The 24,046-nt window shown below is 65.8% G+C and carries 22 protein-coding genes; 8 read left to right on the top strand and 14 right to left on the bottom strand.

What is annotated here, in order from left to right:
* Positions 1–43: 43 nt before the first annotated feature.
* The 12 genes from clsB to KVT32_RS13855 all read right to left on the bottom strand — a co-directional run bounded on the left by clsB (position 44) and on the right by KVT32_RS13855 (position 13,198).
* A complete protein-coding gene (clsB, locus tag KVT32_RS13910; protein WP_254636879.1) occupies positions 44–1,306 on the bottom strand; it encodes a cardiolipin synthase ClsB in 1,263 nt (420 codons plus the stop codon).
* Positions 1,252–2,115: an endonuclease/exonuclease/phosphatase family protein gene (locus KVT32_RS13905; protein WP_056327159.1), complete on the bottom strand. Its 864-nt coding sequence runs from the start codon at positions 2,113–2,115 to the stop codon at positions 1,252–1,254. Before KVT32_RS13905 ends, clsB begins: the two co-directional genes overlap by 55 nt.
* A 246-nt stretch (positions 2,116–2,361) precedes the next feature.
* A complete protein-coding gene (gene aspS, locus KVT32_RS13900; RefSeq protein WP_056327158.1) occupies positions 2,362–4,149 on the bottom strand; it encodes an aspartate--tRNA ligase in 1,788 nt (595 codons plus the stop codon).
* A 36-nt stretch (positions 4,150–4,185) separates the two neighbouring features.
* A complete protein-coding gene (locus KVT32_RS13895; RefSeq protein WP_370638990.1) occupies positions 4,186–4,851 on the bottom strand; it encodes a DUF502 domain-containing protein in 666 nt (221 codons plus the stop codon).
* 16 nt (positions 4,852–4,867) lie between these two features.
* On the bottom strand, positions 4,868–5,191 hold the full coding sequence (locus KVT32_RS13890; protein WP_056327154.1) for an FmdB family zinc ribbon protein: 324 nt from the start codon (positions 5,189–5,191) through the stop codon (positions 4,868–4,870).
* A 205-nt stretch (positions 5,192–5,396) separates the two neighbouring features.
* Positions 5,397–6,680: a putative Na+/H+ antiporter gene (locus tag KVT32_RS13885; RefSeq protein ID WP_217618377.1), complete on the bottom strand. Its 1,284-nt coding sequence runs from the start codon at positions 6,678–6,680 to the stop codon at positions 5,397–5,399.
* Positions 6,681–6,804: 124 nt separating this feature from the next.
* Positions 6,805–7,701, bottom strand: a complete 897-nt coding sequence (locus tag KVT32_RS13880) for a hypothetical protein (protein WP_056327150.1) — start codon at positions 7,699–7,701, stop codon at positions 6,805–6,807.
* Complete coding sequence (locus tag KVT32_RS13875) at positions 7,698–9,623, bottom strand: iron-containing redox enzyme family protein (protein WP_217618376.1); 1,926 nt, start codon at positions 9,621–9,623, stop codon at positions 7,698–7,700. The genes KVT32_RS13880 and KVT32_RS13875 overlap by 4 nt, the downstream gene beginning before the upstream one ends.
* A gap of 35 nt (positions 9,624–9,658) precedes the next feature.
* Complete coding sequence (locus KVT32_RS13870) at positions 9,659–10,567, bottom strand: fatty acid desaturase (protein ID WP_152382976.1); 909 nt, start codon at positions 10,565–10,567, stop codon at positions 9,659–9,661.
* Complete coding sequence (locus KVT32_RS13865) at positions 10,567–11,352, bottom strand: sterol desaturase family protein (protein WP_056327145.1); 786 nt, start codon at positions 11,350–11,352, stop codon at positions 10,567–10,569. Before KVT32_RS13865 ends, KVT32_RS13870 begins: the two co-directional genes overlap by 1 nt.
* A gap of 101 nt (positions 11,353–11,453) precedes the next feature.
* Positions 11,454–12,368, bottom strand: a complete 915-nt coding sequence (gene dapA, locus KVT32_RS13860; protein ID WP_217618375.1) for a 4-hydroxy-tetrahydrodipicolinate synthase — start codon at positions 12,366–12,368, stop codon at positions 11,454–11,456.
* 344 nt (positions 12,369–12,712) lie between these two features.
* A complete protein-coding gene (locus tag KVT32_RS13855; RefSeq protein ID WP_142052253.1) occupies positions 12,713–13,198 on the bottom strand; it encodes a GAF domain-containing protein in 486 nt (161 codons plus the stop codon).
* Positions 13,199–13,341: 143 nt separating this feature from the next.
* Here KVT32_RS13855 and KVT32_RS13850 point away from each other — a divergent pair, with 143 nt between their 5' ends.
* From KVT32_RS13850 to KVT32_RS13830, 5 genes are all read left to right on the top strand, one after another.
* The gene (locus KVT32_RS13850) at positions 13,342–14,538 is read left to right on the top strand and encodes a PLP-dependent aminotransferase family protein (protein WP_152382979.1); all 1,197 of its coding nucleotides are present in this window, start codon (positions 13,342–13,344) and stop codon (positions 14,536–14,538) included.
* 119 nt (positions 14,539–14,657) lie between these two features.
* A complete protein-coding gene (gene ubiA, locus KVT32_RS13845) occupies positions 14,658–15,584 on the top strand; it encodes a 4-hydroxybenzoate octaprenyltransferase (protein WP_152382980.1) in 927 nt (308 codons plus the stop codon).
* Positions 15,585–15,700: 116 nt separating this feature from the next.
* A complete protein-coding gene (locus KVT32_RS13840) occupies positions 15,701–16,105 on the top strand; it encodes a DUF1090 domain-containing protein (RefSeq protein WP_152382981.1) in 405 nt (134 codons plus the stop codon).
* 360 nt (positions 16,106–16,465) lie between these two features.
* Positions 16,466–16,861 carry a DUF4148 domain-containing protein gene (locus KVT32_RS13835; RefSeq protein ID WP_082586414.1) on the top strand — a complete coding sequence of 132 codons (396 nt, stop codon included), beginning with the start codon at positions 16,466–16,468 and terminating at the stop codon, positions 16,859–16,861.
* A 204-nt stretch (positions 16,862–17,065) separates the two neighbouring features.
* Positions 17,066–18,184 (top strand): saccharopine dehydrogenase family protein, encoded by a 1,119-nt coding sequence (locus KVT32_RS13830; protein ID WP_152382982.1) that lies wholly within the window; start codon positions 17,066–17,068, stop codon positions 18,182–18,184.
* Positions 18,185–18,230: 46 nt separating this feature from the next.
* On the opposite strand, the gene glcC is transcribed toward KVT32_RS13830, so the two are convergent.
* The gene (gene glcC / locus KVT32_RS13825; RefSeq protein WP_056327127.1) at positions 18,231–18,995 is read right to left on the bottom strand and encodes a transcriptional regulator GlcC; all 765 of its coding nucleotides are present in this window, start codon (positions 18,993–18,995) and stop codon (positions 18,231–18,233) included.
* 237 nt (positions 18,996–19,232) lie between these two features.
* On the opposite strand from glcC, the gene KVT32_RS13820 reads away from it, so the two are divergent.
* From KVT32_RS13820 to KVT32_RS13810, 3 genes are all read left to right on the top strand, one after another.
* Positions 19,233–21,407, top strand: coding sequence for a malate synthase G (locus KVT32_RS13820; RefSeq protein WP_152382983.1), 2,175 nt, complete (start codon positions 19,233–19,235; stop codon positions 21,405–21,407).
* 163 nt (positions 21,408–21,570) lie between these two features.
* Positions 21,571–22,188 carry a TetR/AcrR family transcriptional regulator gene (locus KVT32_RS13815; protein WP_056327123.1) on the top strand — a complete coding sequence of 206 codons (618 nt, stop codon included), beginning with the start codon at positions 21,571–21,573 and terminating at the stop codon, positions 22,186–22,188.
* A gap of 242 nt (positions 22,189–22,430) precedes the next feature.
* A complete protein-coding gene (locus KVT32_RS13810; protein ID WP_108696302.1) occupies positions 22,431–23,285 on the top strand; it encodes a cysteine hydrolase in 855 nt (284 codons plus the stop codon).
* Positions 23,286–23,393: 108 nt separating this feature from the next.
* Here KVT32_RS13810 and KVT32_RS13805 read toward each other — a convergent pair whose 3' ends face one another.
* Positions 23,394–23,993, bottom strand: a complete 600-nt coding sequence (locus KVT32_RS13805) for a TetR/AcrR family transcriptional regulator (protein ID WP_152382984.1) — start codon at positions 23,991–23,993, stop codon at positions 23,394–23,396.
* Between the last annotated feature and the right edge of the window lie 53 nt (positions 23,994–24,046).

The following is a 24,046-nucleotide window of genomic DNA, read 5'->3' as shown; positions in this document are numbered from 1 at the left end:
TCCAAAGCGGGTAGTTTACTGCCGCGACGGGGTGCGCCCGTGCTCAGTATTTGTCCGACGTTCCCGTGAACGCCACGCCGATCCGCAAGAGCGCGTAGGACGCCGCGTCGATCCAACGCCGCACGAATCCCCGGCGCTGATAGTCCAGCGGCCGGATGAAGCGCCCGCCCTCGCGGATGGCGGTTTCCAGGCGTTCTTGCAGGTCCCACGCGAACGGCTGGCTGTCGACCACGACGTTGGCCTCGCGCGCCAGCAGCAGGCTGAAGGGGTCCAGGTTGGACGAGCCCACGGTGGCCACGTTGTCGATCACCGCGACCTTGGCGTGCAGGTAACCCGGCATGTACTCGTAGATCTCGATGCCGTCGCGCAAAAGCTTGTCGTACAGCGAACGCGTGGCGTGGTACTGCATCCGGTACTCGACCTTGCCCTGCAAGAGCAGGCGCACCCGCACGCCGCGGGCCGCGGCCTTGGCCAGCGCGCGGCGAAAGCGCACGCCGGGAAAGAAATAGGCATTGGCGATCAGGATGTCGCGGCGCGCGCGCGAAATGCCGAACAGATAGGCGCGCTCGAACGTGCGCCGAAAGCGCAGGTTGTCGCGCAGCACCAGCGCGGCACGCAGCATGCCGCCTGGCGGCGCGGGAACGTCGCGCGGCTTGAGCAGCTGCAGGCGATGCCAGTCGCGCGGATGGCGCCGCAGACGCGCCCAGTTCAGGCGCACCCACAACAGTTCCTGCGCGTGGGCCGCCTGCGTGACCAGCGGGCCTTCGACCTGCACGGCGAAATCGAACCGCGGTCCCGTCAGGCCGTCGGTCGGATCCAGATCGTCGTAGTCGTCGATGACGTTGATGCCGCCGATGAACGCCATGCGGCCATCGATGATCGTGACCTTGCGATGCAGGCGCCGCAGGCGGCTGCGCGACGGCACGTACCGCGCAAACCAGCGCGGCTCAGGCCGGAAGATGCGGCACTGCGCGCCTGCATTGGTCAGCGCGACCCGCACGCGCTCGCCATGCAAGGCGCTGCCAAACCCATCCAGCACCACGCGCACCTTCACGCCACGGCGCGCGGCCGCCGCCAGGCACTCCAGCACCTTCGCGCCGGTGCGGTCGATCATGAAGATGTAGGTTTCCAGATGCACGCTCACGGTGGCGGCATCGATCGCCGCGCACAGCGCGGGAAAGAAGTCGGCGCCATTCTGGAGCAGACGGATATCGTTGCCCGGCACCCATTCCAGCCTGTCCTGCTCGTCCTTCACGGGAGTTCCAGCTCCGCGAGCAAGGGGGAGTGATCGGACAGCTTGGCCCATTCGCGGCCGCGCAGCACGCGGGCGCTGCGCACCGCGAAGCCGCGCTGGTAGATGCGGTCCAGGCGGAACCAGGGAAACACCGCCGGGAACGTTCGCGGCGGCGGAGCGAGCAACGAACTTCCCCCCATGCCAAGCTGGTTAGTCCGCTCCATGACCGAGACGCCGCTATTGGGCAATCCGCGCAAGGCGTTGGACAACCGCTTGACCGAGTCGCGCAGGCGCGGCAAATCGCCGCCATGGCTGCGCGGGGCATGCGAGAACACTTCGTACAACCCGAGCTGCTGCACGAACATCGGCGCCAGCCTGTCGTTCCAGTCGTTGAAATCGCCGGCGATCAGGATGGGCTCGCCATCGGGCACCATGCGCTTGATGCGCTCGGTCAGCGCCAGGATCTGGCGGCTGCGGCTGCCGGCGAACAGGCCCAGATGCACCACGAAGCAATGCACGGCACGATCCCCGACCTCGACGCGCGCGTGCAGAAGTCCACGCTGCTCGAGACGGTGATCGGAAATGTCGAGATTTTCGTGGTCGATGATGGGATAGCGCGAGAGCAGCGCGTTGCCATGATCGGTGGCATGGCGCACGGCGTTGCGGCCGTAGGCCACATCCAGCCGCAAGGCCGCGGCAAGGGATTCGTGCTGCGCGTCGAGCAGCGACTTATGCTCGTTGCGGCCCTGGACTTCCTGCAGGAAGACCAGATCTGGGCGCAGGCCATACAGGCCCAGGCGAAGTTCATTCAGGGAGTCGCGCCGGCCTAGTGCCGAACGGCCCTTGTGTATGTTGTAGCTGACGACTCGGATGAGCGACATGGAAGCAATGGCGCCTTTCAAATCTTGGGAACTGCCGGCCGGGTCCCGGAAGGTCCTCTGGCCAGCCGCCGCCGTGGTTGGCGGCGTTAGCCAGATTACTCCATTTCAGCCGGCCGTCCCATCTTTGAGACAGCGTGAGCTCGGCACCGGTGTCTGACACCCGCGCGAGAGGCCCTTCAATCCGAGAGCCCCGCACCTGGGTGTCAGACACCCGCTTCCGAAGCGCCAAGGACGCTTCGGAAGTGATTACGCCTTTTCGACGTTGCGCAGGCGGATGTGCAGCTCGCGCAGTTGCTTCTCGTCGACTTCCGAGGGCGCTTGCGTCAGCAGATCCTGGGCGCGCTGCGTCTTCGGGAAGGCGATCACGTCGCGGATCGACTCGGCGCCGGTCATCATGGTGACGATGCGGTCCAGGCCGAAGGCGATGCCGCCGTGCGGAGGCGCGCCATACTGCAGCGCGTCCAGCAGGTAGCCGAACTTCTCGCGGGCTTCCTCGGCGCCGATCTTCAGCGCGCGGAACACCTTGCTCTGCACTTCCTCGCGGTGGATACGGACCGAGCCGCCACCGATTTCCCAGCCGTTCAGCACCATGTCGTAGGCCTTGGCGAACGCCTTGCTGGGATCGGATTCCAGGAAGTCTTCGTGGCCGTCCTTGGGGCTGGTGAACGGGTGGTGGGCGGCGGTGTAGCGGCCGTCTTCCTCGTCGTATTCGAACATCGGGAAGTCGACCACCCACAGCGGCTTCCAGCCGGCCGTGAACAGACCCGTCTTCTTGCCGAATTCGCTGTGGCCGATCTTCACGCGCAGCGCGCCGATGGCGTCGTTGACGACCTTCTCGCGGTCCGCGCCAAAGAAGATGATGTCGCCGTCCTGGGCGCCGGTGCGCTTGACCAGTTCAGCCAGCGCGGCGTCGTGCAGGTTCTTGACGATGGGCGATTGCAGGCCATCACGGCCCTTGGCCACTTCGTTGACCTTGATGTAGGCCAGGCCCTTGGCGCCGTAGATGCCGACGAACTGCGTGTAGGCGTCGATCTCGCTGCGCGACATCTCGGCGCCGCCCGGCACGCGCAGGGCGACCACACGGCTGCCGGGCGCCGTGGCGGCGGCGGCAAACACCTTGAAGTCCACGTCGCGCATCACGTCGGTGATGTCGGTGAACTCGAGTTGGACGCGCAGGTCCGGCTTGTCCGAGCCGTAGCGGCGCATCGCTTCGGTCCAGGGCATGATCGGGAACGGCGACGGCAGGTCGACGCCCTGCACCACCTTGAACACGTGGCGGATCAGGTTCTCGAAGATCTCGCGGATTTCGATCTCGTTCAGGAACGAGGTTTCGCAATCGATCTGGGTGAATTCCGGCTGACGGTCGGCACGCAGGTCTTCGTCGCGGAAGCACTTGGTGATCTGGTAGTAACGGTCAAAGCCCGACACCATCAGCATCTGCTTGAACAGCTGGGGCGACTGCGGCAGCGCGAAGAAGTGGCCGGCGTTCACGCGCGAGGGCACCAGGTAGTCGCGCGCGCCTTCCGGCGTGCTCTTGGCCAGCATCGGGGTTTCGATGTCGATGAAGCCCAGCTCGTCCAGGAACTTGCGGGTTTCGATGGACACGCGGTAGCGCAGCATCAGGTTGCGCTGCATCTGCGGGCGGCGCAAGTCCAGCACGCGGTGCGTGAGGCGGGTGGTTTCCGACAGGTTGTCGTCGTCCAGCTGGAACGGCGGGGTGACCGACGCGTTCAGGATCTCGACTTCCTTGCAGAGCACTTCGACTTCGCCGGAGGCCAGTTCGGCGTTGGCCGTGCCCGCCGGACGCTCGCGCACCAGGCCGGTGACGCGGATGCAGAATTCATTGCGCAGGCGCTCGGCGGTGGCGAAAGCGGCGTTGTCCGGATCGAACACGATCTGCGCCAGGCCCGCGCGGTCGCGCAGGTCGATGAAGATGACCCCGCCGTGGTCGCGGCGGCGGTTCACCCAGCCGTACAGGGTGACGGTCTGGCCGAGATGGTCACGGCAAACCTGGCCGGTGTAGCAGGTACGCATGCGGGATGACTCCGTTGTGTGCTTGGTGTTTAAGGGTTACGAATCGGCGCGGGGTGCGTCCTGCACGCCCGGCGCCGGAGAGAGCGCAGCCGGCCGGACCACGGGCGTTGCCGCCGGGGCCGGGGCGACTACGCCCATGGAAACGATGTACTTCAGGGCCGCGTCCACGCTCATCTGAAGGTCGATCACCTCGGCGCGAGGCACCATCAGGAAAAAGCCGGACGTGGGGTTGGGCGTCGTCGGCACGTACACGCTGATGTGGTCGCCAGGCAGGCTGTCGGCCACTTCACCGCTGGGCGTGCCGGTGACGAAAGCGATGGTCCAGGCCCCCGCGCGCGGATACTGCACCAGCACCGCGCGGCGAAACGCCTGTCCGTTGGGGGCAAGCACGGTATCGCTGACCTGCTTGACCGAGTTGTAGATGGAGCGCACGAGCGGGATGCGGCCCAGCAGGCTTTCCCACTGGTCGACCATCGTGCGGCCGATCAGGTTGGCGGCGAACACGCCCGTCAGAAGCACCACCGCGATCACCAGGACGAAGCGGAAACCGGGAATGTCCAGGCCGAACAGCGATTCGGAGGACAGAAAGCCAGGCACGAACCCTTCCAGGGTGGCGACCAGCAGCCCCAGTACCCACACCGTGATGACCAGGGGAACCCAGATCAACAGCCCGGTGATGAAGTACTTCTTGATGACGCGCATTCGCATCGCGAGCGCTCTAGGAGGCGGCGCTGCCGGCAGCAGGCGCCGCCGGGGCGGGCGTGGCTGCCGGCGCCGCGGCAGGCGCGGCGGCGGATGCGGCGCTTTCAGCCGGGGCTGACGCGCCCGCGGGCGCTGCGCCCTGGCTGCCGCCGCTGCCGTTGCCACGGAAGTCCGTGACATACCAGCCAGAGCCCTTGAGCTGGAATCCAGCCGCGGTCACCTGCTTGGAGAACGTGCTTTGACCGCATTCGGGGCATTCCGAAAGCGGCGCGTCAGAGATCTTCTGCAAGACGTCTTTGGCATGGCCGCAGGCGCTGCACTTGTAGGCATAGATGGGCATCGAGGACTCCCAGGCGAAAAGCCGGGCATATCAAAATCGGCCTGCCGCCGCGCGCGGGCGCGGGGCGCGGCCGCTGGGCCAGGCTAGAAAAATACGGGAAAGTCTTGAATTTTAGCGGTTTTTCATAAAGCGTCGGAGTCCGGCCCGGCCTGCAGGCCCCGGGCCGCGCCCGGGGGGCAGACCGCCCGGGCAGGCGGGCGGCTCGCTACACGGGCAGCAGGAACATCACGGCCGCCACCAGGGTCGGTCCCAGGGCGCACAGGAACAGGCGCCCGGACGAGATGCTGCCGTCCGGGAAATGGTTCTTCAGGATCGCGAAGCCGGCCGGGTTCGGCGCATTGGCGATCACCGTCAGCCCGCCGCCCGTGACGGCGCCGGCAACCAGCATGTAACGCCAGGCCTCGCTGGTGCCCTCCACGAGCGAACCCAGGTAGGTGAGCGCCGCGTTGTCGGTAATGGCCGTGAGCGCGGTCGCGCCCCAGAACAGGACGAAAGGCTCCAGCCCTCCCAAGAGGTCCTGCAGCCACCATTTCTGCAGTCCGCCCAGCACCACGAGTCCGGCCAGGAAGAAGCCCACCATCAGGCCCTCCTTGATCATCAGGCGGTCCTGGTGGCGCTTGTAGGCCTCGGAGAACCCGATGAACATCATCAACAGGCCCAGGAAAATGGCCGGATGATGCGCAGTCAGCACGATGGCGATGAGGAACACCAGGTGCACCGCGATCACGATGGCCGGCACCGGCGCGCGCTTGCCCGCGCCATCCGGCGCATCGACGCCGCCACGCGTGCCCACCGCGCCTTCCAGCAGCGCCTTGCGGCAGATGAACGTCAGCAGCCCCGCATTGAGGCAGACCGCCAGCGCCGCGCGCCAGCCGAAGTGCTGGAGCATGAACGCCGAATCCCAGCCGAACGTGCCCGCCACCATCAGGACGGGCGGCGCCGCGTAGGACGTCAGCACGCCGCCGATGGACACGTTCACGAACAGCACGCCAAGCGTCAGGTACTTGAAACCGGCCCGGCCGCTGCTGCGGAAGTAGGCGTCGCGCAGCAGGATCGCGGCCAGCGTCATCGCGGCCGGTTCGGTGATGAACGAGCCGCCCAGCGGCACCATGGCCATCACGACGAAGAAGGTGGACAGCTCGCGCGGCATGGGCAGGGCTCGCGCAACGATGCGCACCAGCAGCCCCACCAGCTCAAGAATCGGCCGGCTGGCCGCCACGACCATGATGACGAAGACGAACAGCGGCTCCGTGAAGTTGCGCGTGTCCATGTAGTCGATGGCGGTCGCCGGCCCGGCCAGCGCGGCCATGGTCACGATCAGCGCGAACGCCCAGACGCCGAAGACGGCCTCGACCTCGGAGAACAGATGCCAGAAGCCCGCGTGCGGCCCCCCTCGATGCGCAAGCCGCGCGAAGAAGGGAACCGAGAAAGTATGGAGGACCGCCACGGCGAACAGGATGGTGGCGATGACCTCTAGCGTCTGAGGCATTTGCGGCATTTCCTAGGGTGCCGGGCGGCTACGGGCGCCGCCGGGCTTGTCGGACAAGCGTCGCAATATAGCCCAGCGCCCGGCCGGTGTAACGCAGGGTCAACACTGATCCCTGCCGCCTTTTCTACGCGATCGGGGCCGGCGGCTCGGCGCCCGCCTGCGCCGCCTTCATCTCCATCAGCAGGCTGTGCAGCATTTCCGTCGAAAGCCCGTGCAGCACCAGCCGGTAGCCCGCGCGCAGCGTGGACATCGGCACCAGCGGATGGTTGTTGTTGACCAGGATGAGGTGCTGCGGGGCCCCCAGCAGCTTGGCCGCATAGATGCCCACGGTCTCGTCAAGCTGAAGCGAATTGGCCGCGCGCCAGAAATCGTTGTCGGTCAGCAAAAGCTGGTAAAGCGGCGTGAACAGCTCGATGGCGCTTTGCAGGTCCAGGAAGTTCAGCTTGCCCTGCGGCATGTCCTCCAGCCGGATCGGCGGATCGCGCAGCATCGAATAGTCCACCGTCTGCGGGGCATGCATCTCCACGCCCGCGTCGCGCAGCGCCTGGTTCAGCCGGATGACGAAGTTAAAGAGGTTCAGGTCGTGCTTGACGAACAGGTCGTCCTTCAGATCGTCGATCGTCATCGGCTCAAGCGGCGTCGTGCTGATGGGCACCGGCGAGTTCGCGGCGATGAACGACAGCGCCTGCGCCCCCAGATGGAAGTGCCGCAAAATCAGCCAGTTCGCCTCGGGCGACACGAACCGCTTCAAGCCCCAGGCCAGGATGCGGTGCAGCAGCCGCGAATGCGACCAGCGGCGCGGCAGGAACGTCTTGACGATCTGGATCAGGATGATGAAGGCGCGCGCGATCGGCCGCAGGAACGGCAGCAGGTATTGCCGCGACGCGCAGCTGGAATCCGTCAGCCACGCTTTCTTGACCTTGTCCGGCAGCGGCGTGCTGCGATCCAGGTAAAGGGCCAGCCAGGGGCTGGGGTCTGCCGGATCGTGTTCCCGGGCAAGGAATTCGGGTTCCTTCTTCATGCCGCGTCCGCCTCCATCACATGATGAAACTGCATCAGGTAAAGCGCCGCCGTACGGCGCGCGGTGTCGACAATGCGCTGTTCGGCGCGCCCATCCTCGTCGCAATCGAGCGCCAGTTCCACCGCCGACAGCCACCGCGCCAGATGGTGCTCATCGTTGTGGCCGTGGTATTCCAGGAAGCGGAAGGCGTCGGGCGGCAGTTTCAGGCTGGCCTTGAGCAGCGGCAAGAGCGCAGGCACGATGCGTTGCCCCGTGCCTTCGATGATGTAGATCGCGCCCAACAGACCGATGGGGTCGCGCGTGGCGGCCAGGCTGTGCAGATAGGCGTTCAGCGCTTCGCCGCCCGGATTGCGGCGCAAGGCGTCGATGCTGTCCACCGCGCCGCCGGCGTTGCGATAGTCCTGGAACAGGATCTGGAAGTCGTTCTGCTCCTCGCCCGCGTGCATGTCGATCAGCGCGGCCAGCGGCGCGTATTGCTCGGACAGCGACGCGGCGCCCTCGCGCATCCACTTACTGCCTTCGCGCACCTGCGGAATCCAGTTCTCCATCCACGCCAGGTAGTCCGCGGTCTGGAACTGCCGGTTGCGCAGACGCCGGATCACCGGCGTGCGCCATACGCGCGAGCGGTAGTCGTGCCAGATCGCCGCCAGCTCGGTCAACAGTTGTCCCAGGCCCTGCGGCGCCATGTCGGGATCATGCGGCGGCGCGATCGCGTCGGCATCGGCGGACCCCGCATCCTCGCGCGCGGCCGCGACGGGTGCACCGGCAGCCACTGCGGGCGTTGCGTGCACCGCTTCGGCTTCCAGCAGCATGTAGGCCGCCATGAAACGTCCGGATTCGGGGATGTAGCAGAAGATCTGCTCGCCCGGCTTGACCTCCCGCGTTTCCAGGAACTCGGCCAGCATGATCATGATGGATGCCGCGCCCGTGTTGCCGCGCCACGCCAGGTTGCTGAACCAGCGCTCGCGCGGGATAACCAGCCCGGCCTTCTCCATCAGGTCTTCCACAACGGGAATGAATTTCTCGGACGAGTAATGGCACAGGAAATGATCGACCTGGTCCGGATCCACCCATCCGTCGCGCACCAGCTTGGCGTACTCGTGGATGCCGATGTCGAACAGATGCGGCAAAAGGCGGATGTCCTGGCGCAGCGACAGCGCACCGTCGGTTTCAGCCTCGTTCCACGAGGGGTAGTCCAGATGCCCCTTGCTCCGGTCGGCGGACAGCCCGAGCTGCATGCAGACGGGATAGTCGCCCGAGAACGAGCGCTGATGCACCCACTTCAGGCGCAGCCGCACGCCCTGCGAGGCGCCGGGCAGCGGCCGTCCGCTGTTGCCCAGCAACACCGCGCCGGCCCCGTCCGACAGCATCCAGCGCAGGAAGTGCGCGTCGAAGTCCGCGTCGTAGCCGCGCGCGGCAAAGCGCGAGCGCTTGAACAGGCGCGACGGCAATTCGCTGGCGACCGCCAGCGCGCTGGCATGCGCGCCCAGTTCCACGCCTTGCGCGGCCGCCTGGATCGCCGACACACCCGCGGCGCAGATGCCATGCACCGACAGCGTTTCCATGGGCGGCGCGGCCAGCTCGCCCTGGATCATGTTGGAAAACCCCGGCATCAGCGCATCGCCCCCGGACGAACCGCTGGCCAGCATCGATATGGCCGACAGGTCGGAGTCGTGGCGCCGCAGGCAATCGCGGATGGCGTTGGCCGCCAGCTGCGCATTGGAAAACACGGTCGTGCCCTCGGGGTCGATGGCGTAATGGCGCTGCTTGATGCCGTTCTCGGCCAGGATGCGGGTCTTGATCCGGCTGGACATGCGGTTCAGCGGGGCGATGTAGTCATCCATGGCCTCGTTGGACACGGGCTCGCCAGGCATGAAATAACCGGCGCTCTCCAGGTAGACACGATGAAACGCAATGGGCATGACGGATCTCTGGTTGAAAAAGGGGGAGTGCGGCGCTAGCGGACGTGCTCGGGCGCCATGCAGGAACGGCTGCGAAACCTGGGGACGAAGGCGCCCAGCACGAACACGCGGAACATGTAGGGCGCGAGGCCGCGCTCATTCAATTCGGCGCGCACGCGGCCGCGGTAGTGGTCGCGATGCAGGCGGGTCAGTTCGGACCAGTGCGCGCGCGGGTGCTCGTGGTGCGCAGTGTGCAGGCCGATGTTAAAGAGCAGCGGATTGACCAGCCCCTCGAAATTGCGCGCATAGTTCAGGCCCGCCACCTGCCGCGGCCCGCCGTCCGCGTGCGCGTGCTGCAGATAGTTGGTGGCCAGCAGCCAATGCAGGCCGTGAAGCTGCGGCACGATCACGAACACCAGCGCCTTGGCAGGATTCACGGCGATGAGACCGGCCCACAGGCCCAGCCACGCGCCGTACTGCGCCATGCAATAGCGCCAGGCGCCTGGCCAGTGCCGGCGCAACCGGCCCAGCCACGCAAAGAACAACGGATACAGCACCCAGGCCGCCTGCACCGGATGGATGAGGTAGCCCCACAGATGGTTGGTATCGCCGCCAAACCGATAGGTGCGCGCCACATCGCGCGCGCCGTGCTTGAAGCGGTGGTGATTGGCGACGTGGGCCGGGTAGAACACGAACGTCGGATGGCCCTGCAGCAATGTGATCCAGAAATCGGTGACGCGGTTGGCGCGGCGGCCGCGCCACATCCTCAAGTGCGTGTGATTGTGATGGATGACGCCGATGCCCAGCGTCAGGAACAGCATCAGCGCGTAGGCCGGCCACCAGAACCCGTGGAACCACTGCCAGCCGGCAAGCAGGGGCAGCGCGGCCAGGTAGGCCAGGCTCTGCCAATCGCGCCGATTGCGCAGCGCGGGGAGCGTGCGCCGCGGGCCCAAGCTTGGCGCCACTATGCGGAGCCTCGCAGGCCCGCGCCGGACTCGCGCTGGCGGTGCGCCTGCAACTGGCGTTCGGCGGCGTCCGCCCCCAGCCGCGTGCGGAACAGGCGATCCATGAAGGTGAACTGGAAGCCGTAGTTGCCGTTGTAGCAGGCATGGTGCAGATGGTGCCGGCGGCTGGCGGCAAACCAGTGCGCGTACGACACCTTGGGAAAGAAATCGTAGTTGGCGTGACCGATGCAATTGAAGAACAGGCTGAACAGCGGCACCGACAGCAGCGACCAGAAGCTGAAATCATGCACCACCATCGGCAAGAGGATCACGTTGCCCAGCATCAGCGCCTCGATGGGATGAAAGCTGTAGGTCGAGAACGGCGTGGTCACGACCGAACGGTGGTGCGGCAGGTGAAAGCGGCGCAGCAGCCGCGTATGCAGCAGCCGGTGGTTGATCCAGAAATGCACGTCGTTCCAGGCCACGAGCGCCAGGATTTCCAGCACGATCTGCTGCCAGCTCGCGTCCGGGTCAAGGCGCGCCCAACCCAGTTGCAAGAGGCCCCACGGGAAGATCATGCCGGTGCCGAACAGCAGGATCGACAGACCCGACTGCGCCAGCTCGCGCCGCAGCTGTCCCGGCGCCAGGGGCCGCGGATCGAGCGGCCGGCCCAGGCCAAGGGCCGGCAGGATGTGCCGCGTCAGCAGCCAAGTGGCCGCGCCAAAGACCAGGTAGATGCCGCCGAAAAAGAGCAGCCCCGCCAGCATGACCTGCCAGGCGGACAAGGCTTCAAAAGCTTGGCCCATGAAGGTTTTGTTTCACCCCGAAGAATGGCCGCATCATAAGCAATCCGTCAGCTTCCCGGTAGGGCAAGTATTACCAATTGAATCCGGACGCCACAAAGCGCTCATGCCGCGCGCAGCGCCGGTCCACCCGCCGGAAACCGACGATCCAGCGCATCCACCGCGGCATCCAGCTGCGCCGCGAGCGCCGCGCTGGCCGGCAACATGGGCAGACGCAATTCGTTCGACAGCAGCCCCTGGCGGGCAAGTTGCGCCTTCAGCGGCCCCGGATTCGGCTCGCCGAACGTCAGCCGGATCACCGGCGCCAACGCATGAAACAGGGTCCTGGCTTCGTCAAGCCGCTGCGCCCGCACCGCGCGGTGCATGCCCACGAAAAGATCGGGACGCACGTGCGCGGCGGCAGCGATCATGCCTGTGGCCCCCAGGCACATTGCGGACAGCGACTGCAGGTCTTCGCCCGCCAGCACGTTCATCTGACCATCGGCAATCAGCGCCACCGTCTTTTCCAGGGATCCGCCGCAGTCCTTGATGGCGGCGATATTCGGGTGCGCCGCCAGCGTCAGCAGCGTGGACGTGTCCAGCGTGGTGCCGGTCCGGTACGGAATGTCGTAGAGCACCAGCGGAAACCGCGAGGCATCGGCCAGGCAGCGGAAGTAGGCGGCGGCGCCTTCCTGGCCCGCGCGCACGTAATACGGCGCGGGCGCCAGGATGCCGGCCAGCGGCCGCGTGCCGAAGGCCGACAGCCGCTGCAGCACATGGCCCTGGTGATTGCCGGCCAGTCCCATCACGATGGGCAGCGGGCCGGCTTCGGCCAGCACCGCGTCCAGCACGGCGAGCTGCTCGGCATCGTCCAGGGCCGCCGCCTCGCCGGTGCTGCCACACACGACCAGGCCGTCCACGCCCGCCGCCAGATAGTGACGCACGAGGCGGCGCAGGGCTCCGCCGTCGACATGGCCGCCCGAAAACGGCGTGACCAGGGGCACCCAGACACCCTGGAACAGAGATTGATTCGATTGCATGAGAACACTCCTTCGTATGGACCGTTGGGGGACCGTACAGAAGTGCTCGGGATATCAGTGGGGGTGCGCGCGGGTGCGCCAAAGCGCTGCCGGCAGGCCGCTGTTCCGTCGCCCATCTGACGGAACAGCATGCTCCGGTCAGATGAGCGGCTGTTTTTTGGATTTCAGGCCGGCGGCAGCCAGCACCACGCCAAGGGCGCGGAGGTGGCTAGCAGTCTGGTGGGCCTGATGAATCATGAATGAGCGGGGACGCGATAGGCGGCGGATGCAGCAATCTACCGGGCGGGCGCGGCGGTGTCAACGACAGGCATTTCCGGCCGAATCCGGTGGCCGCGGGAGGGCAATCAGCCGAGCGTCGCGAGGAACACCTGGCACAGCGCTTCCATGCCCTTGCGGTCGTCTTCGTCGAAGCGGTCCGGCACGGGGCTGTCCACGTCCCACACGCCAATCAGTTCGCCCCGGTGCACCAGCGGCACCACGATTTCCGAACGCGAAGCCGCGTCGCAGGCGATGTGGCCGGGGAAGGCATGCACGTCCGGCACGAGCTGCGTCTGGCGCTGGCTGGCCGCCGCGCCGCAGACGCCGCGATCAAGCGGAATGCGCACGCAGGCGGGCTTGCCCTGGAAGGGGCCCAGCACCAGTTCCGTGCCGTCGAAGAAATAAAACCCCACCCAGTTCAGTTCGGGCAGGGCCTGGAACGCCAGCGCGCTCAGGTTCGCGGCGTTGGCGATGCGGTCGGGCTCGCCTTGCAGCAGCGCACGCGCCTGGACGGCCAGTTCGGCATACAGGGCGGCTTTGGACTCGGCGACGATGGGAGCGGCTTCGAACATGGAATGTAACTGTACAGGCGGTTATCGATGCAGGTGATTTTAGGGGTTCCCCCCGATAAAGGGGCCGGGCTGTTACCGTATGGGACAATACTTTGTTGTCAACCGTATCACCCGACCCACCCTTCTTGATCAAGAAGCACTCCATGGACAAGCCTATCGAACCTGCGTTTTCCTTTTCGGAACGCGCCCTGCAACTCACCAGCTCCGCCATCCGCGAGATTCTCAAGGTCACCGAGCGCCCCGAAGTCATTTCGTTCGCAGGCGGTCTGCCCGCGCCCGGCGGCTTTCCGGTAGAAGTGGTGCGTGCGGCATTCGACAAGGTCCTGTCCACCAACGGCCGCGCGGCCCTGCAATACGGCCCCACCGAAGGTTATGCGCCCCTGCGCAAGTGGGTCGCCGATGAACTGACCGCGTCCGGCGCCGACGTCGCCCCCGACCAGGTCCTCATCGTCTCCGGCTCGCAGCAGGCGCTGGATCTGCTGGGCAAGGTGCTCATCGACAAGGACAGCAAGGTGCTGGTCGAAGACCCGAGCTATCTGGGCGCGCTGCAATCGTTCAGCCTGTACCAGCCGAACTTCGTGCCGGTGCCCACCGACGAAGGCGGCCTGATCCCCGAAGCGATCACGCCCGAACTGGCCGAAGGCGCCCGCTTCCTGTACGCCCTGCCCAACTTCCAGAACCCGACGGGCCGCACGCTCAACCTGGAACGCCGCATCGCGCTGGTCAAGCGCGCCGCCGAACTGGGCCTGACCATCGTCGAGGACGATCCCTACGGCGAACTGCGTTACGCCGGCGAGCCGCAGCCCGGCCTGATCGCGCTTGCCAAGGAATACGGCGCGAACGTCGTCCGCCTGGGCACGTTCTCCAAGGTGCTGGCGCCGGGCCTGCGCCTGGGCTACATCGTTGGCGGCCGCGCCCTGATCAACAAGCTGGTGCAGGCCAAGCAGGCCACGGACCTGCACACGCCCACGCTGACCCAGATGGCCGTGTACGAAATCGTCAAGGACGGCTTCCTGGCCGAACATCTGCCGAACGTGCGCGAGATCTACCGCGCGCAGGGCAGCTGCATGCTGGACGCCATCCAGAAGGAATTCCCGTCCACCGTCACCTGGACCAAGCCGGAAGGCGGCATGTTCATCTGGCTGACGCTGCCCGAGCACATCGACAGCACCAAGCTGCTCGAAAAAGCCATCGCGCAGAACGTGGCCTTCGTGCCCGGCGCGCCGTTCTACAGCGGCGAAGGCAAGCGCAACACGCTGCGCCTCAGTTTCGCGACCGTGCCGGAAGACAAGATCCGCACCGGCATCGCCATCCTGGGCAAGCTGCTGAAGGCGGAATGACAACGTCCGCGGCCGTCCCCGAAGGGGCGGCGCGGATGCGTTGATCACCGATCGGCCGGGCGCAGCGCCCGGCCGTTGTTTTATGCTGTCGGCTTTCCCGACCTCTTTTGACCGAGACAGTGAGCGCTTCGCAACCTTCCCCCGCCGACCTCAGTGACATCGTCTTCACCGACTGGGTCGAACGCTGGCTTCCGAAGTCATGGCGTCCCTATGCCCGCCTGTGCCGCCTGGACCGCCCCATCGGCACCTGGCTGACCCTGCTGCCGGCGATCGCCGCGCTGGTCCAGGCCGCGGGCGGCCTGCCCGACTTCAAACGCCTCATCGTGTTCTCGCTGGGCGCGTTGCTCATGCGCGGCATCGGCTGCACCGTCAACGACATGTGCGACCGCAACTTCGACAAGCACGTCGAACGCACGCGCTTCCGTCCGCTGACCAGCGGCCAGCTGACGATGAAGAACGCCATCTGGTTCCTGCTCGGCCAGCTGCTGGTCTGCGGCTCGCTGCTCTTTTTCCTGAACGACATGAGCCGCTGGCTGGCCGTGGCGGTCCTGCCCTTCGTCTTCATCTATCCGCTGTGCAAGCGCGTCACGTACTGGCCGCAGGTCGTGCTGGGCATCTGCTTTAACTGGGGCATGCTCATGGCCTGGTCGGACACGCAGAACCATGTGCCGCTTGCCGCCATCGCCATGTGGATGGGCGCCGTGCTGTGGCAGGTAGGCTACGACAGCATCTACGCCTACGTGGACGTGCGCGACGATCGCAGCCTGGGCCTGCACTCGACCGCCATGCGCTTTGGCGACCAGGGCAAGCTCTGGATCGGCGGTTTCTACGTGGGCACGGTGCTGTTGTGGGCCTGGGGCGGGCATGCGATGGGCCTGTCGTGGGCCTATCAGGTGGGCATGATCGCCGTGGCGGCGCACCTCGCGTGGCAATTGAAAGTCTTCGACATTCAGCGCCCCGATCGTAACTTCATGCTCTTTCGCGCCAACCTGTGGCTGGGCGCGCTGCTTGTCGTGGCCGCGCTGGCGGGTGCGCTGATCCGCTGATCCCCAGCAAACGCCACGGCGCCCGGCCGTGGCGTTTGCCGCTTCGGCCCGCCTGTTTGCGGGATTGCCGCGCGCGGGCGATGATGGCCTTTCCGCCCACGTCACGGAGTCACCGCATGCCCGCATCGTTCAAATCCCTGACTGTCGCCGCCGCCGCGTGCGCCCTCTTTGCCGCATTGCCGGCGCAGGCCGCCACCGACTGCGCACCGCTGCGCGGTTGCGCGGCCAAGTTCTGCCACATCGAAAACGACATCGCCGCCGCGCAGGCGCAGAACAACACACGCCGCGAGGCGGGTCTGCGCAAGGCGCTGTCCGAGGCCAAGGCAAGCTGCACCGACAGCCGCCTGCAATCGCAGCGCGAGGCCGACGTGCGCGAGAAGCAATCCAAGGTCACTGAGCGCGAGCAGGAGCTGAAAGAGGCCAAGGCCAAGGGCAAACAGGACAAGATCGACAAGGCCCAGCGCAAACTCGAAGAAGCGCAGGCCGAATACAACGACGCACTGGCCGATCTGAACCGCTGATCCGCCGCAGTCTGCTGGCCAGGGCGGCTCGCCGCGCTGGCCACCTCCTTCCGGCCGACTTCCGGCCATCTCCTTCTGGCCGACTTCTGGCCCCCCTCCCCCTGTCTTCGCTGCACCCGCCAGCCCCCGGCGCGCTGCCGGAAATCTGACACGTCATCCCATGGAAATATCGCCACCCATGGCGCCAACATGGACAATCCATGTCGATTAGCCATGATTATGGAAAGATGTTTTCAAGGAATAAGGGTTTATCCCAGGGTTGTTTAGGCACAGAATGCCTCTCATCGGGACACAGCAAGCGAGCCCAGGCAATCAGGTCTGAGGCTCGAATCCCAAGCTCACAAGACTCGGAGGTCTGCCATGAAAACCCTTGCTACCGCATTGATGTTGTCCATGTCCGTTCTGGCCGCCGGCGCCCAAGCCGCCGAAGCCGACCAAGCCACCACCCGCGCTCAGGTTCAAGCCGAGCTGCAACAAGCCAAGGTTTCGGGCCAATACACCTTTGGCGAAGAAGGCTACCCCGCCCCCATCGCCCAGCGCAGCAGCCTGACCTCGCAGCAAGTGCAAGCTGAACTGGCCCAGGCCAAGAACGCCGGCCAGGTCACCTTCGGCAACATGGACTACCCGCCCGTCGCGGCTTCGGCTTCCGCCTCGACGCTGACCCGCGCCCAAGTTGAATCGCAACTGGCGCAAGCCAAGACCGAAGGCCTGGTGACCTTCGGCAACATGGACTATCCCCCCCACCTGGGCAGCTGATCCACGGGCCGCGCCGGCCGTGAATCACAACCAGGCAGCCCTCTGGCCACAAGCCAGAGGGCTTTTTGTTTGACGTTTCGACAGATAAATAAGTCATAACGACGTTACTTAAAACCGATTCGACATTTTTGCTGCTACAAATCGACAGCACTCCCGCATAGGATTGAGGCCACTTCCCTTCCCTCTCATTGCAGGAGCAGCATCATGTCCACGCACACCAAACCCATCGTTCTGCTGGGCGCCGGAAAAATCGGTTTCGCGATCGCGCTGATGCTGGAACGCAGCGGCGATTATTCGGTTCTGGTCGCGGACCAGGACGCTGGCCGCCTTGCCGTGCTGGCTGAACTGGGCTGCGAAACGCGACAGGTAAGCGACGACGCCGGCGTGGCCCGCTGCATTGAAGGCGCTTACGCCGTGGTCAATGCGCTGCCCTTTCATCGCGCAGTCGCGGTGGCGGGCCTATGTGCCAAGGCCGGCGTGCATTACTTCGACCTCACCGAAGACGTCGCCAGCACGCATGCGATCCAGGCGCTGGCCAGCGAAGCGCGCAGCGTGCTCATGCCGCAATGCGGCCTGGCGCCCGGCTTCATCGGCATCGTCGGCAATGCGCTGGCGCGCCGCTTCGACACCCTGCTGGACCTGCGGATGCGGGTCGGCGCACTGCCGCGCTATCCCTCCAACAGCCTGCGCTACAACCTGACGTGGAGCACCGAAGGGCTCATCAACGAATACTGCAATCCGTGCGAGGCCATCGTCGACGGACAATTGACCAGCGTGTCCGCATTGGAAGGCTACGAAACCTTTGCGCTGGACGGCGTCGAATACGAGGCCTTCAACACCTCGGGCGGCCTGGGCACCCTGCCCGCCACGCTGCTGGGCCGCGCCCGCAACGTCGACTACAAGTCGGTGCGCTATCCCGGTCATTGCAGCATCATGAAGCTGCTGCTCAATGACCTGCGCCTGCGCGATCGCCGCGATCTGCTCAAGGACATCTTCGAGTCGGCCATCCCCACCACCGAGCAGGACGTGATCGTCATCCAGGCATCGGCCTCCGGCTATCGGCATGGCCGCCTGGAAGAAGAGTCGTATCCGATCCGCGTGTTCGGCGCCGAGGTGGACGGCCATCGGCTCAGCGCGATCCAGCTGTCCACCGCTGCCGGCATCTGCGCCGCGCTCGATCTGGTGGCGCACGGGGTGCTGGCGCAGCAGGGCTTTGTGGGACAAGAGGCCATTGGTCTGGACGCGCTGCTCACCAACCGCTTCGGCCGCATCTATGCGGGCAAGCCCCTGGCGCTGGCCGGCTGCGCGGTAGCCGACCGCTAGCGGTTCCGGGGCCGCACGCGCGCCCCCCGCTTTCGTGCGTGCGGCGTTACGTCCAGCCTTCCAGGCGCAGCGTCGCACGCACCAAGCGCTGTTCTTCCTGCTCGATGTCCGCCAGGCTCTGGCGCACGCTATCCACATGGTCCGCCGCCGCCTTGCGGGCCTGCTCGGGCTGGCGCCCGATCACGGCATTGAAAAGCCGCGTGTGCTGCCGGTCGATCTGCCGCTTTTCCGGTTCGCGGTGATACAGGTTGTTCACGCAGGCGAACACCGACCCCAGCAGCAGATCCGTCAGCGATTGCAGCGTATGCACCAGCACGGGATTGTGCGAGGCCTCGCAGATCGCCAGATGAAAGGCGTGATCCAGATGCGCGTGCGTGGCAGTGTCGGTCGCGGCGCCCTGCGCGGACACCATCTCGTCATATCGGCGCCGGATCATGATGAAATCCGCCTCGGTTCCGCGAATGGCCGCCAGCCGCGCCGATTCGGCCTCCAGCAACGACCGCACTTCCAGCAGGTCATACAGCGTGCGCGGCTGCGAATTGAACAGATGCATCAGCGGGCCGGCGTCCACCTTCGAGATTTGCGCCACGAACGAGCCCTTGCCTTGCGCGGTGTGGATGATCTCGCGCGCGCGCAGTAGCTTCAGGCCCTCGCGCAGCGCCGTGCGCGACACGCCCAGCTTTTCGGTCAGGCGCCGCTCGGACGGCAGGGCCTGTCCCGCCTTGAGCACGCCATCCAGGATCAGGCGCTCTATCCGTTCGGCGACTTCATCGGCCACCTGACGGGGCTTTTCTTCGATTTCCGCGTGCATGCAATCTCCGCACCAGTGGTATGACCATGCGCGGTCGACGCTTGCGCGGCTCGGCCTTGCCTCGGTAAGTGGCTGATATCAAACCACAAAAATCGGTGCTTCGCCTGACGCTTACGTCACAAACTGGTATGACCAGCTGGTTTTCGTATGGACATCGGGGCGGGCGCGGACGATGATGTCAGCACCCCTCACCCGGCGCGGCGCGCCGGTCTGCCTTACTTATCGCCAGAGATCCGCATGACTCAACGCATCCAGCACCACGGCCTGCAAGTGGCGGCCAATCTCAGTCAATTCATTGAACAGGAAGCGCTGCCCGGCTCCGGCCTGGATGCCGACGGCTTCTGGCAAGGCTTTGCAGCCCTGGTGCACGATCTGGCGCCGAAGAACCGGGCCTTGCTCGCCGAGCGCGACCGCCTGCAGGCCGAGCTCGACGCCTGGCACCGCGCCCATCCTGGTCCCATCACGGATCCGGCCGCCTACCGCAAGTTCCTTGAAGGCATCGGTTATCTGCTGCCGCAACCGGCCACCGTGCGCGCCACCACCGACAACGTGGATACCGAAATCTCGCAGCAGGCCGGCCCGCAGCTCGTCGTGCCGATGTCCAATCCTCGTTATGCGCTGAACGCCGCCAACGCGCGTTGGGGCAGCCTGTACGACGCCCTGTACGGCACCGACGCCATCCCCGCCACGCCCGGCGACACGGGCCGCGGCTACAACCCGGAACGCGGCGCGGCCGTCATCGCGCGCGCACGCAGCTTCCTGGACACGGCCGCGCCGCTGGCGCAGGGCTCGCACGCCGATGCCAAGGGCTACACGGTCGAGGGCGGAGAGCTGCGCGTGGCGCTTGCCACCGGCGCAACCGGCCTCAAGTCCGGCGCGCAATTCGTCGGCTACCAGGGCGATGCGTCCGCCCCCACGGCCATCCTGCTCAAGAACAACGGCCTGCATTTCGAGATCCAGATCGACCGCGCCAGCACGATCGGCGGCACCGATGCGGCGGGCGTCAAGGACGTGGTGGTCGAAGCGGCGCTGACCACCATCATGGACTGCGAAGATTCGGTCGCGGCGGTCGACGCCGACGACAAGGTCCAGATCTATCGCAACTGGCTCGGCCTGATGAAGGGCGACCTGACCGAGGACGTCACCAAGGGCGGCAAGACCTTCACCCGCAAGCTCAACGCGGACCGCAACTACACGCGGCCGGACGGTTCGGCGCTGACGCTGCATGGCCGCTCGCTCATGTTCGTGCGCAACGTGGGCCATCTGATGACCAACCCGGCCGTGCTGGACCGCGACGGCCAGGAGATCCCCGAAGGCATTCTGGACGCCGTCGTCACCAGCCTGGCCGCGCTTCAGGACCGCCAGAAGAAGCTCAATTCGCGCACGGGCTCGGTCTACATCGTCAAACCCAAGATGCACGGCCCCGCCGAAGCCGCGTTCGCCAGCGAGCTCTTCGACCGCGTCGAAGACTTGATCCGCGTGCCGCGCAACACCCTGAAAATGGGCATCATGGACGAAGAGCGCCGCACCAGTGTCAACCTGAAGGCCTGCATCGAAGCCGCCGCCTCGCGCGTCGCCTTCATCAACACGGGCTTTCTGGACCGCACCGGCGACGAGATGCACTCGGGCATGGAAGCCGGCCCCATGATGCGCAAGGGCGACATGAAGTCCAGCGCATGGATCGCCGCCTACGAACGCAACAACGTGCTGGTCGGGCTGGACGCCGGCCTGCGCGGCCGCGCCCAAATCGGCAAGGGCATGTGGGCCATGCCCGACCTGATGGCCGCCATGCTCGAACAGAAGATCGCGCATCCCAAGGCGGGCGCCAACACCGCCTGGGTGCCCTCGCCCACGGCCGCCACGCTGCACGCGCTGCATTACCACCAGATCGACGTGCAGGCGGTCCAGCAGGAACTCGAACGCACCCGGCTGGACAGCGTGCGCGACGAGCTTCTGAATGGCCTGCTCACCGTGCCGGTCGGCGATCCTTCCAAATGGTCCGCCGCCGACATCCAGCAGGAACTGGACAACAACGTGCAAGGCATTCTCGGCTATGTGGTGCGCTGGATCGACCAGGGCGTGGGCTGCTCGAAGGTGCCCGACATCCACAACGTGGGGCTGATGGAAGACCGCGCCACGTTGCGCATCTCCAGCCAGCACATCGCCAACTGGCTGCACCACGGCATCACGAACCGCGATCAGGTCATGGAGACCTTCAAGCGCATGGCCAAGATCGTCGACGGGCAGAATGCGGGCGATCCGCTCTACCAGCCGATGGCAGGCAACTTTGACACCTCGCTGGCGTTCAAGGCCGCGTGCGCGCTGGTGTTCGAAGGGCTGACGCAGCCCAACGGCTACACCGAGCCGCTGCTGCACAAGTACCGCCTGGAGTACAAGGCCGCGCGCGCCTGATCCAGGCTGTGCAAGCGTGACCACGCCGGACGGCATTGCCGTCCGGCTTTTTTTTTCGGCTGACACTGCCCGCCAAGGCGATCGCGCAAGCCGGATCTCACGCCAGCATCCGCCCCGAATTAAAGGCAGCGACCTTTTCGCACGATCGTGCTAAATTCCCACCATGACAGCAAAGACCGAGAAAAGCGAACTCACCTTCGCGGCGATCGTGAACACGGCGCTCGACATGGCCGCCGCGCAAGGCATGGAAAGCCTTTCGCTGGGCCAGGTCGCCAAACGGCTCGGCATCAGCAAGAGCGGCGTGTTCTCGCGCGTCGGCTCGCTGGAAGCCCTGCAGCAGGCGGTGCTCGATGAATACGACCGGCGCTTCGTCGAAGCCGTCTTCACGCCGGCCATGGCGTATCCGCGCGGTCTGCCGCGCCTGAATGCCCTGGTTTCGCTGTGGATCGACCGCGCCAGCAATGTCGAGACGCTTACCGGCTGCATCTACGTGGCCGGCGCATTTGAATACGACGACGTCGACTCCCCGCTACGCTCGGTGCTGGAACACAACCTGAAACGCTGGCGCGCCGCCATGGTGCGCACGGTGAACCAGGCGTTGGAGGCCGGGCATCTGCGTCCCGACACCGATCCGCAGCAGCTGGTGTTCGAGGTCTACAGCCTGATGATCGGCTTGATGCACGACGCCCGGTTCCTTCGCGATCCCAAGGCGCACGAGCGCGTGAAGGCAGGTTACGAACGCCTCATCTCCACATATCGCAGCTTCAAGTACATCGAGTAGTCCCACCTTGCCGGCTCCGTCCCGGCATTTACTTTCGCTAAATTTCGCACGACCGTGCGAATATTGACAGGAGCAGGCCATGTGGATTCTCATTCCGATAGGCGCATTAGGCGTATCCTCCGTCCTTTGGCGCCAGTGGCGCGCGCTGCTGCGCCAGTTGCCCGACCGCGCCGACCATCTCGTGCTGTTCTGAGTCCGGGCGCCCGGGAATACCGTCCGGTTTCCACTCCGCCCCACACACCATGACGCGCTCCATTCATCTGCTGATCGTCGACCCGCAAAACGATTTTTGCGACCTGCCCGACGCTTATCGGCCCACCGATCCCCTGACCGGATCGCCGGTCGAGCCCGCCCTGCCCATCGCAGGCGCGCACGCGGACATGCAGCGGCTGGCGCGCTTCATCGACGCCACCGCTCACGCGCTCTCGTCGATCACGGTCACGCTCGATTCGCACCACCGGCTGGATATCGCGCACCCCACCTTCTGGCGCATGGGCAACGGCGACCCGGTGCCGCCCTTCACGCCGATCACGGCCGCTCAGTTGCGCGCGGGCGAATTCGTGCCACGGCATGATGACGACGTGCCCCGCACCCTGAACTACCTGGACGAACTGGAAGCCCGCGGCCGTTACACCCTGATGGCCTGGCCGGTGCATTGCGAAATCGGCACCTGGGGCCACAACGTGCATGCCGACGTGCGCGCCGCCTACGGCCGCTGGGAGGAAGACCGCCAGTTCATCGTGCGCAAGGTGCCCAAGGGCGCCAACCCCTGGACGGAACACTACAGCGCACTGATGGCCGAAGTGCCAGACGCCGACGATCCGCGCAGCCAGCTCAACCGCGGCTTGCTGGACTCGCTGGACCGCGCGGATCTGATTCTTGTGGCGGGCGAAGCGGGCAGCCACTGCGTGAAGGCCACCGTCGAGCACCTGGCCGAGCATCTGCCCGGCGGCAATCTGTCGCGCATCGTGCTGCTGACCGACTGCATGAGTCCTGTCGCGGGCTTTGCCAACGCGCAGGCCGGTTTTCTGCATCGCATGCGGGATCTTGGCGTGCAGCAACGCACCAGTACCGACATGGCCCGCGCGTTGGCATAGGCCGGCCGCCGTGCTGCCCCAGTGGTGCCCCTGGGCCCAATGACAACGGCCGCCTGCAAACGCAAGGCGGCCGTGAATCCGTGAAAGGCGGGTGCCGAAGCACAACGTTCAGGCTGCGTGTCCCGTCGTCTTGCCTTCGCATTCGACGTAAAGCGCGCTGATTGCTTCGCACAGCGCCGGCGGCTGCTGAAACAGTCGCGACACCAGCAGGCAGCCCTGGATCGTCGCGAACACGGCGCGCCCCGCGGCTTCGGGCGTTCCGGAAAACTTCAGCGTGCCCTGCGCCGCGCCTTCGGCCAGCACGCGGGCCAACCACGCTTCGTGCGCGCGGAAAAATCCCTGCAACGCGCCGCGGACCCGCTCGGACAGGCTCATCACGTCGGCGGCCAGCATGCCGCCCAGACAGAGTTCACCGGAACCGCACGCGGCCGATTCCATCATCGAGAGGTATTTTTCAAGCTGCGCCTGCGCCGGCAGCGTGGCATCGATTCCGCGCACCGCGCCAAGAGCGCGCGTGCTGTAGGCTTCGACGGCTTCGTAAAGCAGGTCGTCCTTGCCCGGAAAGTAGTAGTGGATGCTGGACGTCTTCACGCCCACATGCTCAGCCAGGTCGCGGTAGCTGAAGCCGTTGCATCCGCGCATGCGGATCAGCTTCTCGGCATGCGCCAGAAGCAATTCGCGAGTGGTGTTGGAAGTCGGGGTATCCATGGCTGCATATTACCTACTAATAGGTCGGCTCGTCATTGGGACGGTCCCTGATC

The sequence above is a fragment of the Achromobacter sp. GbtcB20 genome, from assembly GCF_019091095.1.
In the GTDB taxonomy this organism is placed as follows: domain Bacteria; phylum Pseudomonadota; class Gammaproteobacteria; order Burkholderiales; family Burkholderiaceae_B; genus Achromobacter; species Achromobacter mucicolens.
Note: the sequence above shows the minus strand (reverse complement) of the source record. Positions and strands in the feature narration are given on the sequence as shown.

Excerpts from the sequence above, each read along its gene's own strand:
- clsB (WP_254636879.1), bottom strand. The coding sequence starts at position 1,306 with ATGGGCCAAGCTGTCCGATCACTCCCCCTTGCTCGCGGAGCTGGAACT.
- KVT32_RS13905 (WP_056327159.1), bottom strand. The coding sequence starts at position 2,115 with ATGTCGCTCATCCGAGTCGTCAGCTACAACATACACAAGGGCCGTTCG.
- aspS (WP_056327158.1), bottom strand. The coding sequence starts at position 4,149 with ATGCGTACCTGCTACACCGGCCAGGTTTGCCGTGACCATCTCGGCCAG.
- KVT32_RS13895 (WP_370638990.1), bottom strand. The coding sequence starts at position 4,851 with ATGCGCGTCATCAAGAAGTACTTCATCACCGGGCTGTTGATCTGGGTT.
- KVT32_RS13890 (WP_056327154.1), bottom strand. The coding sequence starts at position 5,191 with ATGCCCATCTATGCCTACAAGTGCAGCGCCTGCGGCCATGCCAAAGAC.
- KVT32_RS13885 (WP_217618377.1), bottom strand. The coding sequence starts at position 6,680 with ATGCCTCAGACGCTAGAGGTCATCGCCACCATCCTGTTCGCCGTGGCG.
- KVT32_RS13880 (WP_056327150.1), bottom strand. The coding sequence starts at position 7,701 with ATGAAGAAGGAACCCGAATTCCTTGCCCGGGAACACGATCCGGCAGAC.
- KVT32_RS13875 (WP_217618376.1), bottom strand. The coding sequence starts at position 9,623 with ATGCCCATTGCGTTTCATCGTGTCTACCTGGAGAGCGCCGGTTATTTC.
- KVT32_RS13865 (WP_056327145.1), bottom strand. The coding sequence starts at position 11,352 with ATGGGCCAAGCTTTTGAAGCCTTGTCCGCCTGGCAGGTCATGCTGGCG.
- dapA (WP_217618375.1), bottom strand. The coding sequence starts at position 12,368 with ATGCAATCGAATCAATCTCTGTTCCAGGGTGTCTGGGTGCCCCTGGTC.
- KVT32_RS13855 (WP_142052253.1), bottom strand. The coding sequence starts at position 13,198 with ATGTTCGAAGCCGCTCCCATCGTCGCCGAGTCCAAAGCCGCCCTGTAT.
- KVT32_RS13850 (WP_152382979.1), top strand. The coding sequence starts at position 13,342 with ATGGACAAGCCTATCGAACCTGCGTTTTCCTTTTCGGAACGCGCCCTG.
- KVT32_RS13840 (WP_152382981.1), top strand. The coding sequence starts at position 15,701 with ATGCCCGCATCGTTCAAATCCCTGACTGTCGCCGCCGCCGCGTGCGCC.
- KVT32_RS13835 (WP_082586414.1), top strand. The coding sequence starts at position 16,466 with ATGAAAACCCTTGCTACCGCATTGATGTTGTCCATGTCCGTTCTGGCC.
- KVT32_RS13830 (WP_152382982.1), top strand. The coding sequence starts at position 17,066 with ATGTCCACGCACACCAAACCCATCGTTCTGCTGGGCGCCGGAAAAATC.
- glcC (WP_056327127.1), bottom strand. The coding sequence starts at position 18,995 with ATGCACGCGGAAATCGAAGAAAAGCCCCGTCAGGTGGCCGATGAAGTC.
- KVT32_RS13820 (WP_152382983.1), top strand. The coding sequence starts at position 19,233 with ATGACTCAACGCATCCAGCACCACGGCCTGCAAGTGGCGGCCAATCTC.
- KVT32_RS13815 (WP_056327123.1), top strand. The coding sequence starts at position 21,571 with ATGACAGCAAAGACCGAGAAAAGCGAACTCACCTTCGCGGCGATCGTG.
- KVT32_RS13810 (WP_108696302.1), top strand. The coding sequence starts at position 22,431 with ATGACGCGCTCCATTCATCTGCTGATCGTCGACCCGCAAAACGATTTT.
- KVT32_RS13805 (WP_152382984.1), bottom strand. The coding sequence starts at position 23,993 with ATGGATACCCCGACTTCCAACACCACTCGCGAATTGCTTCTGGCGCAT.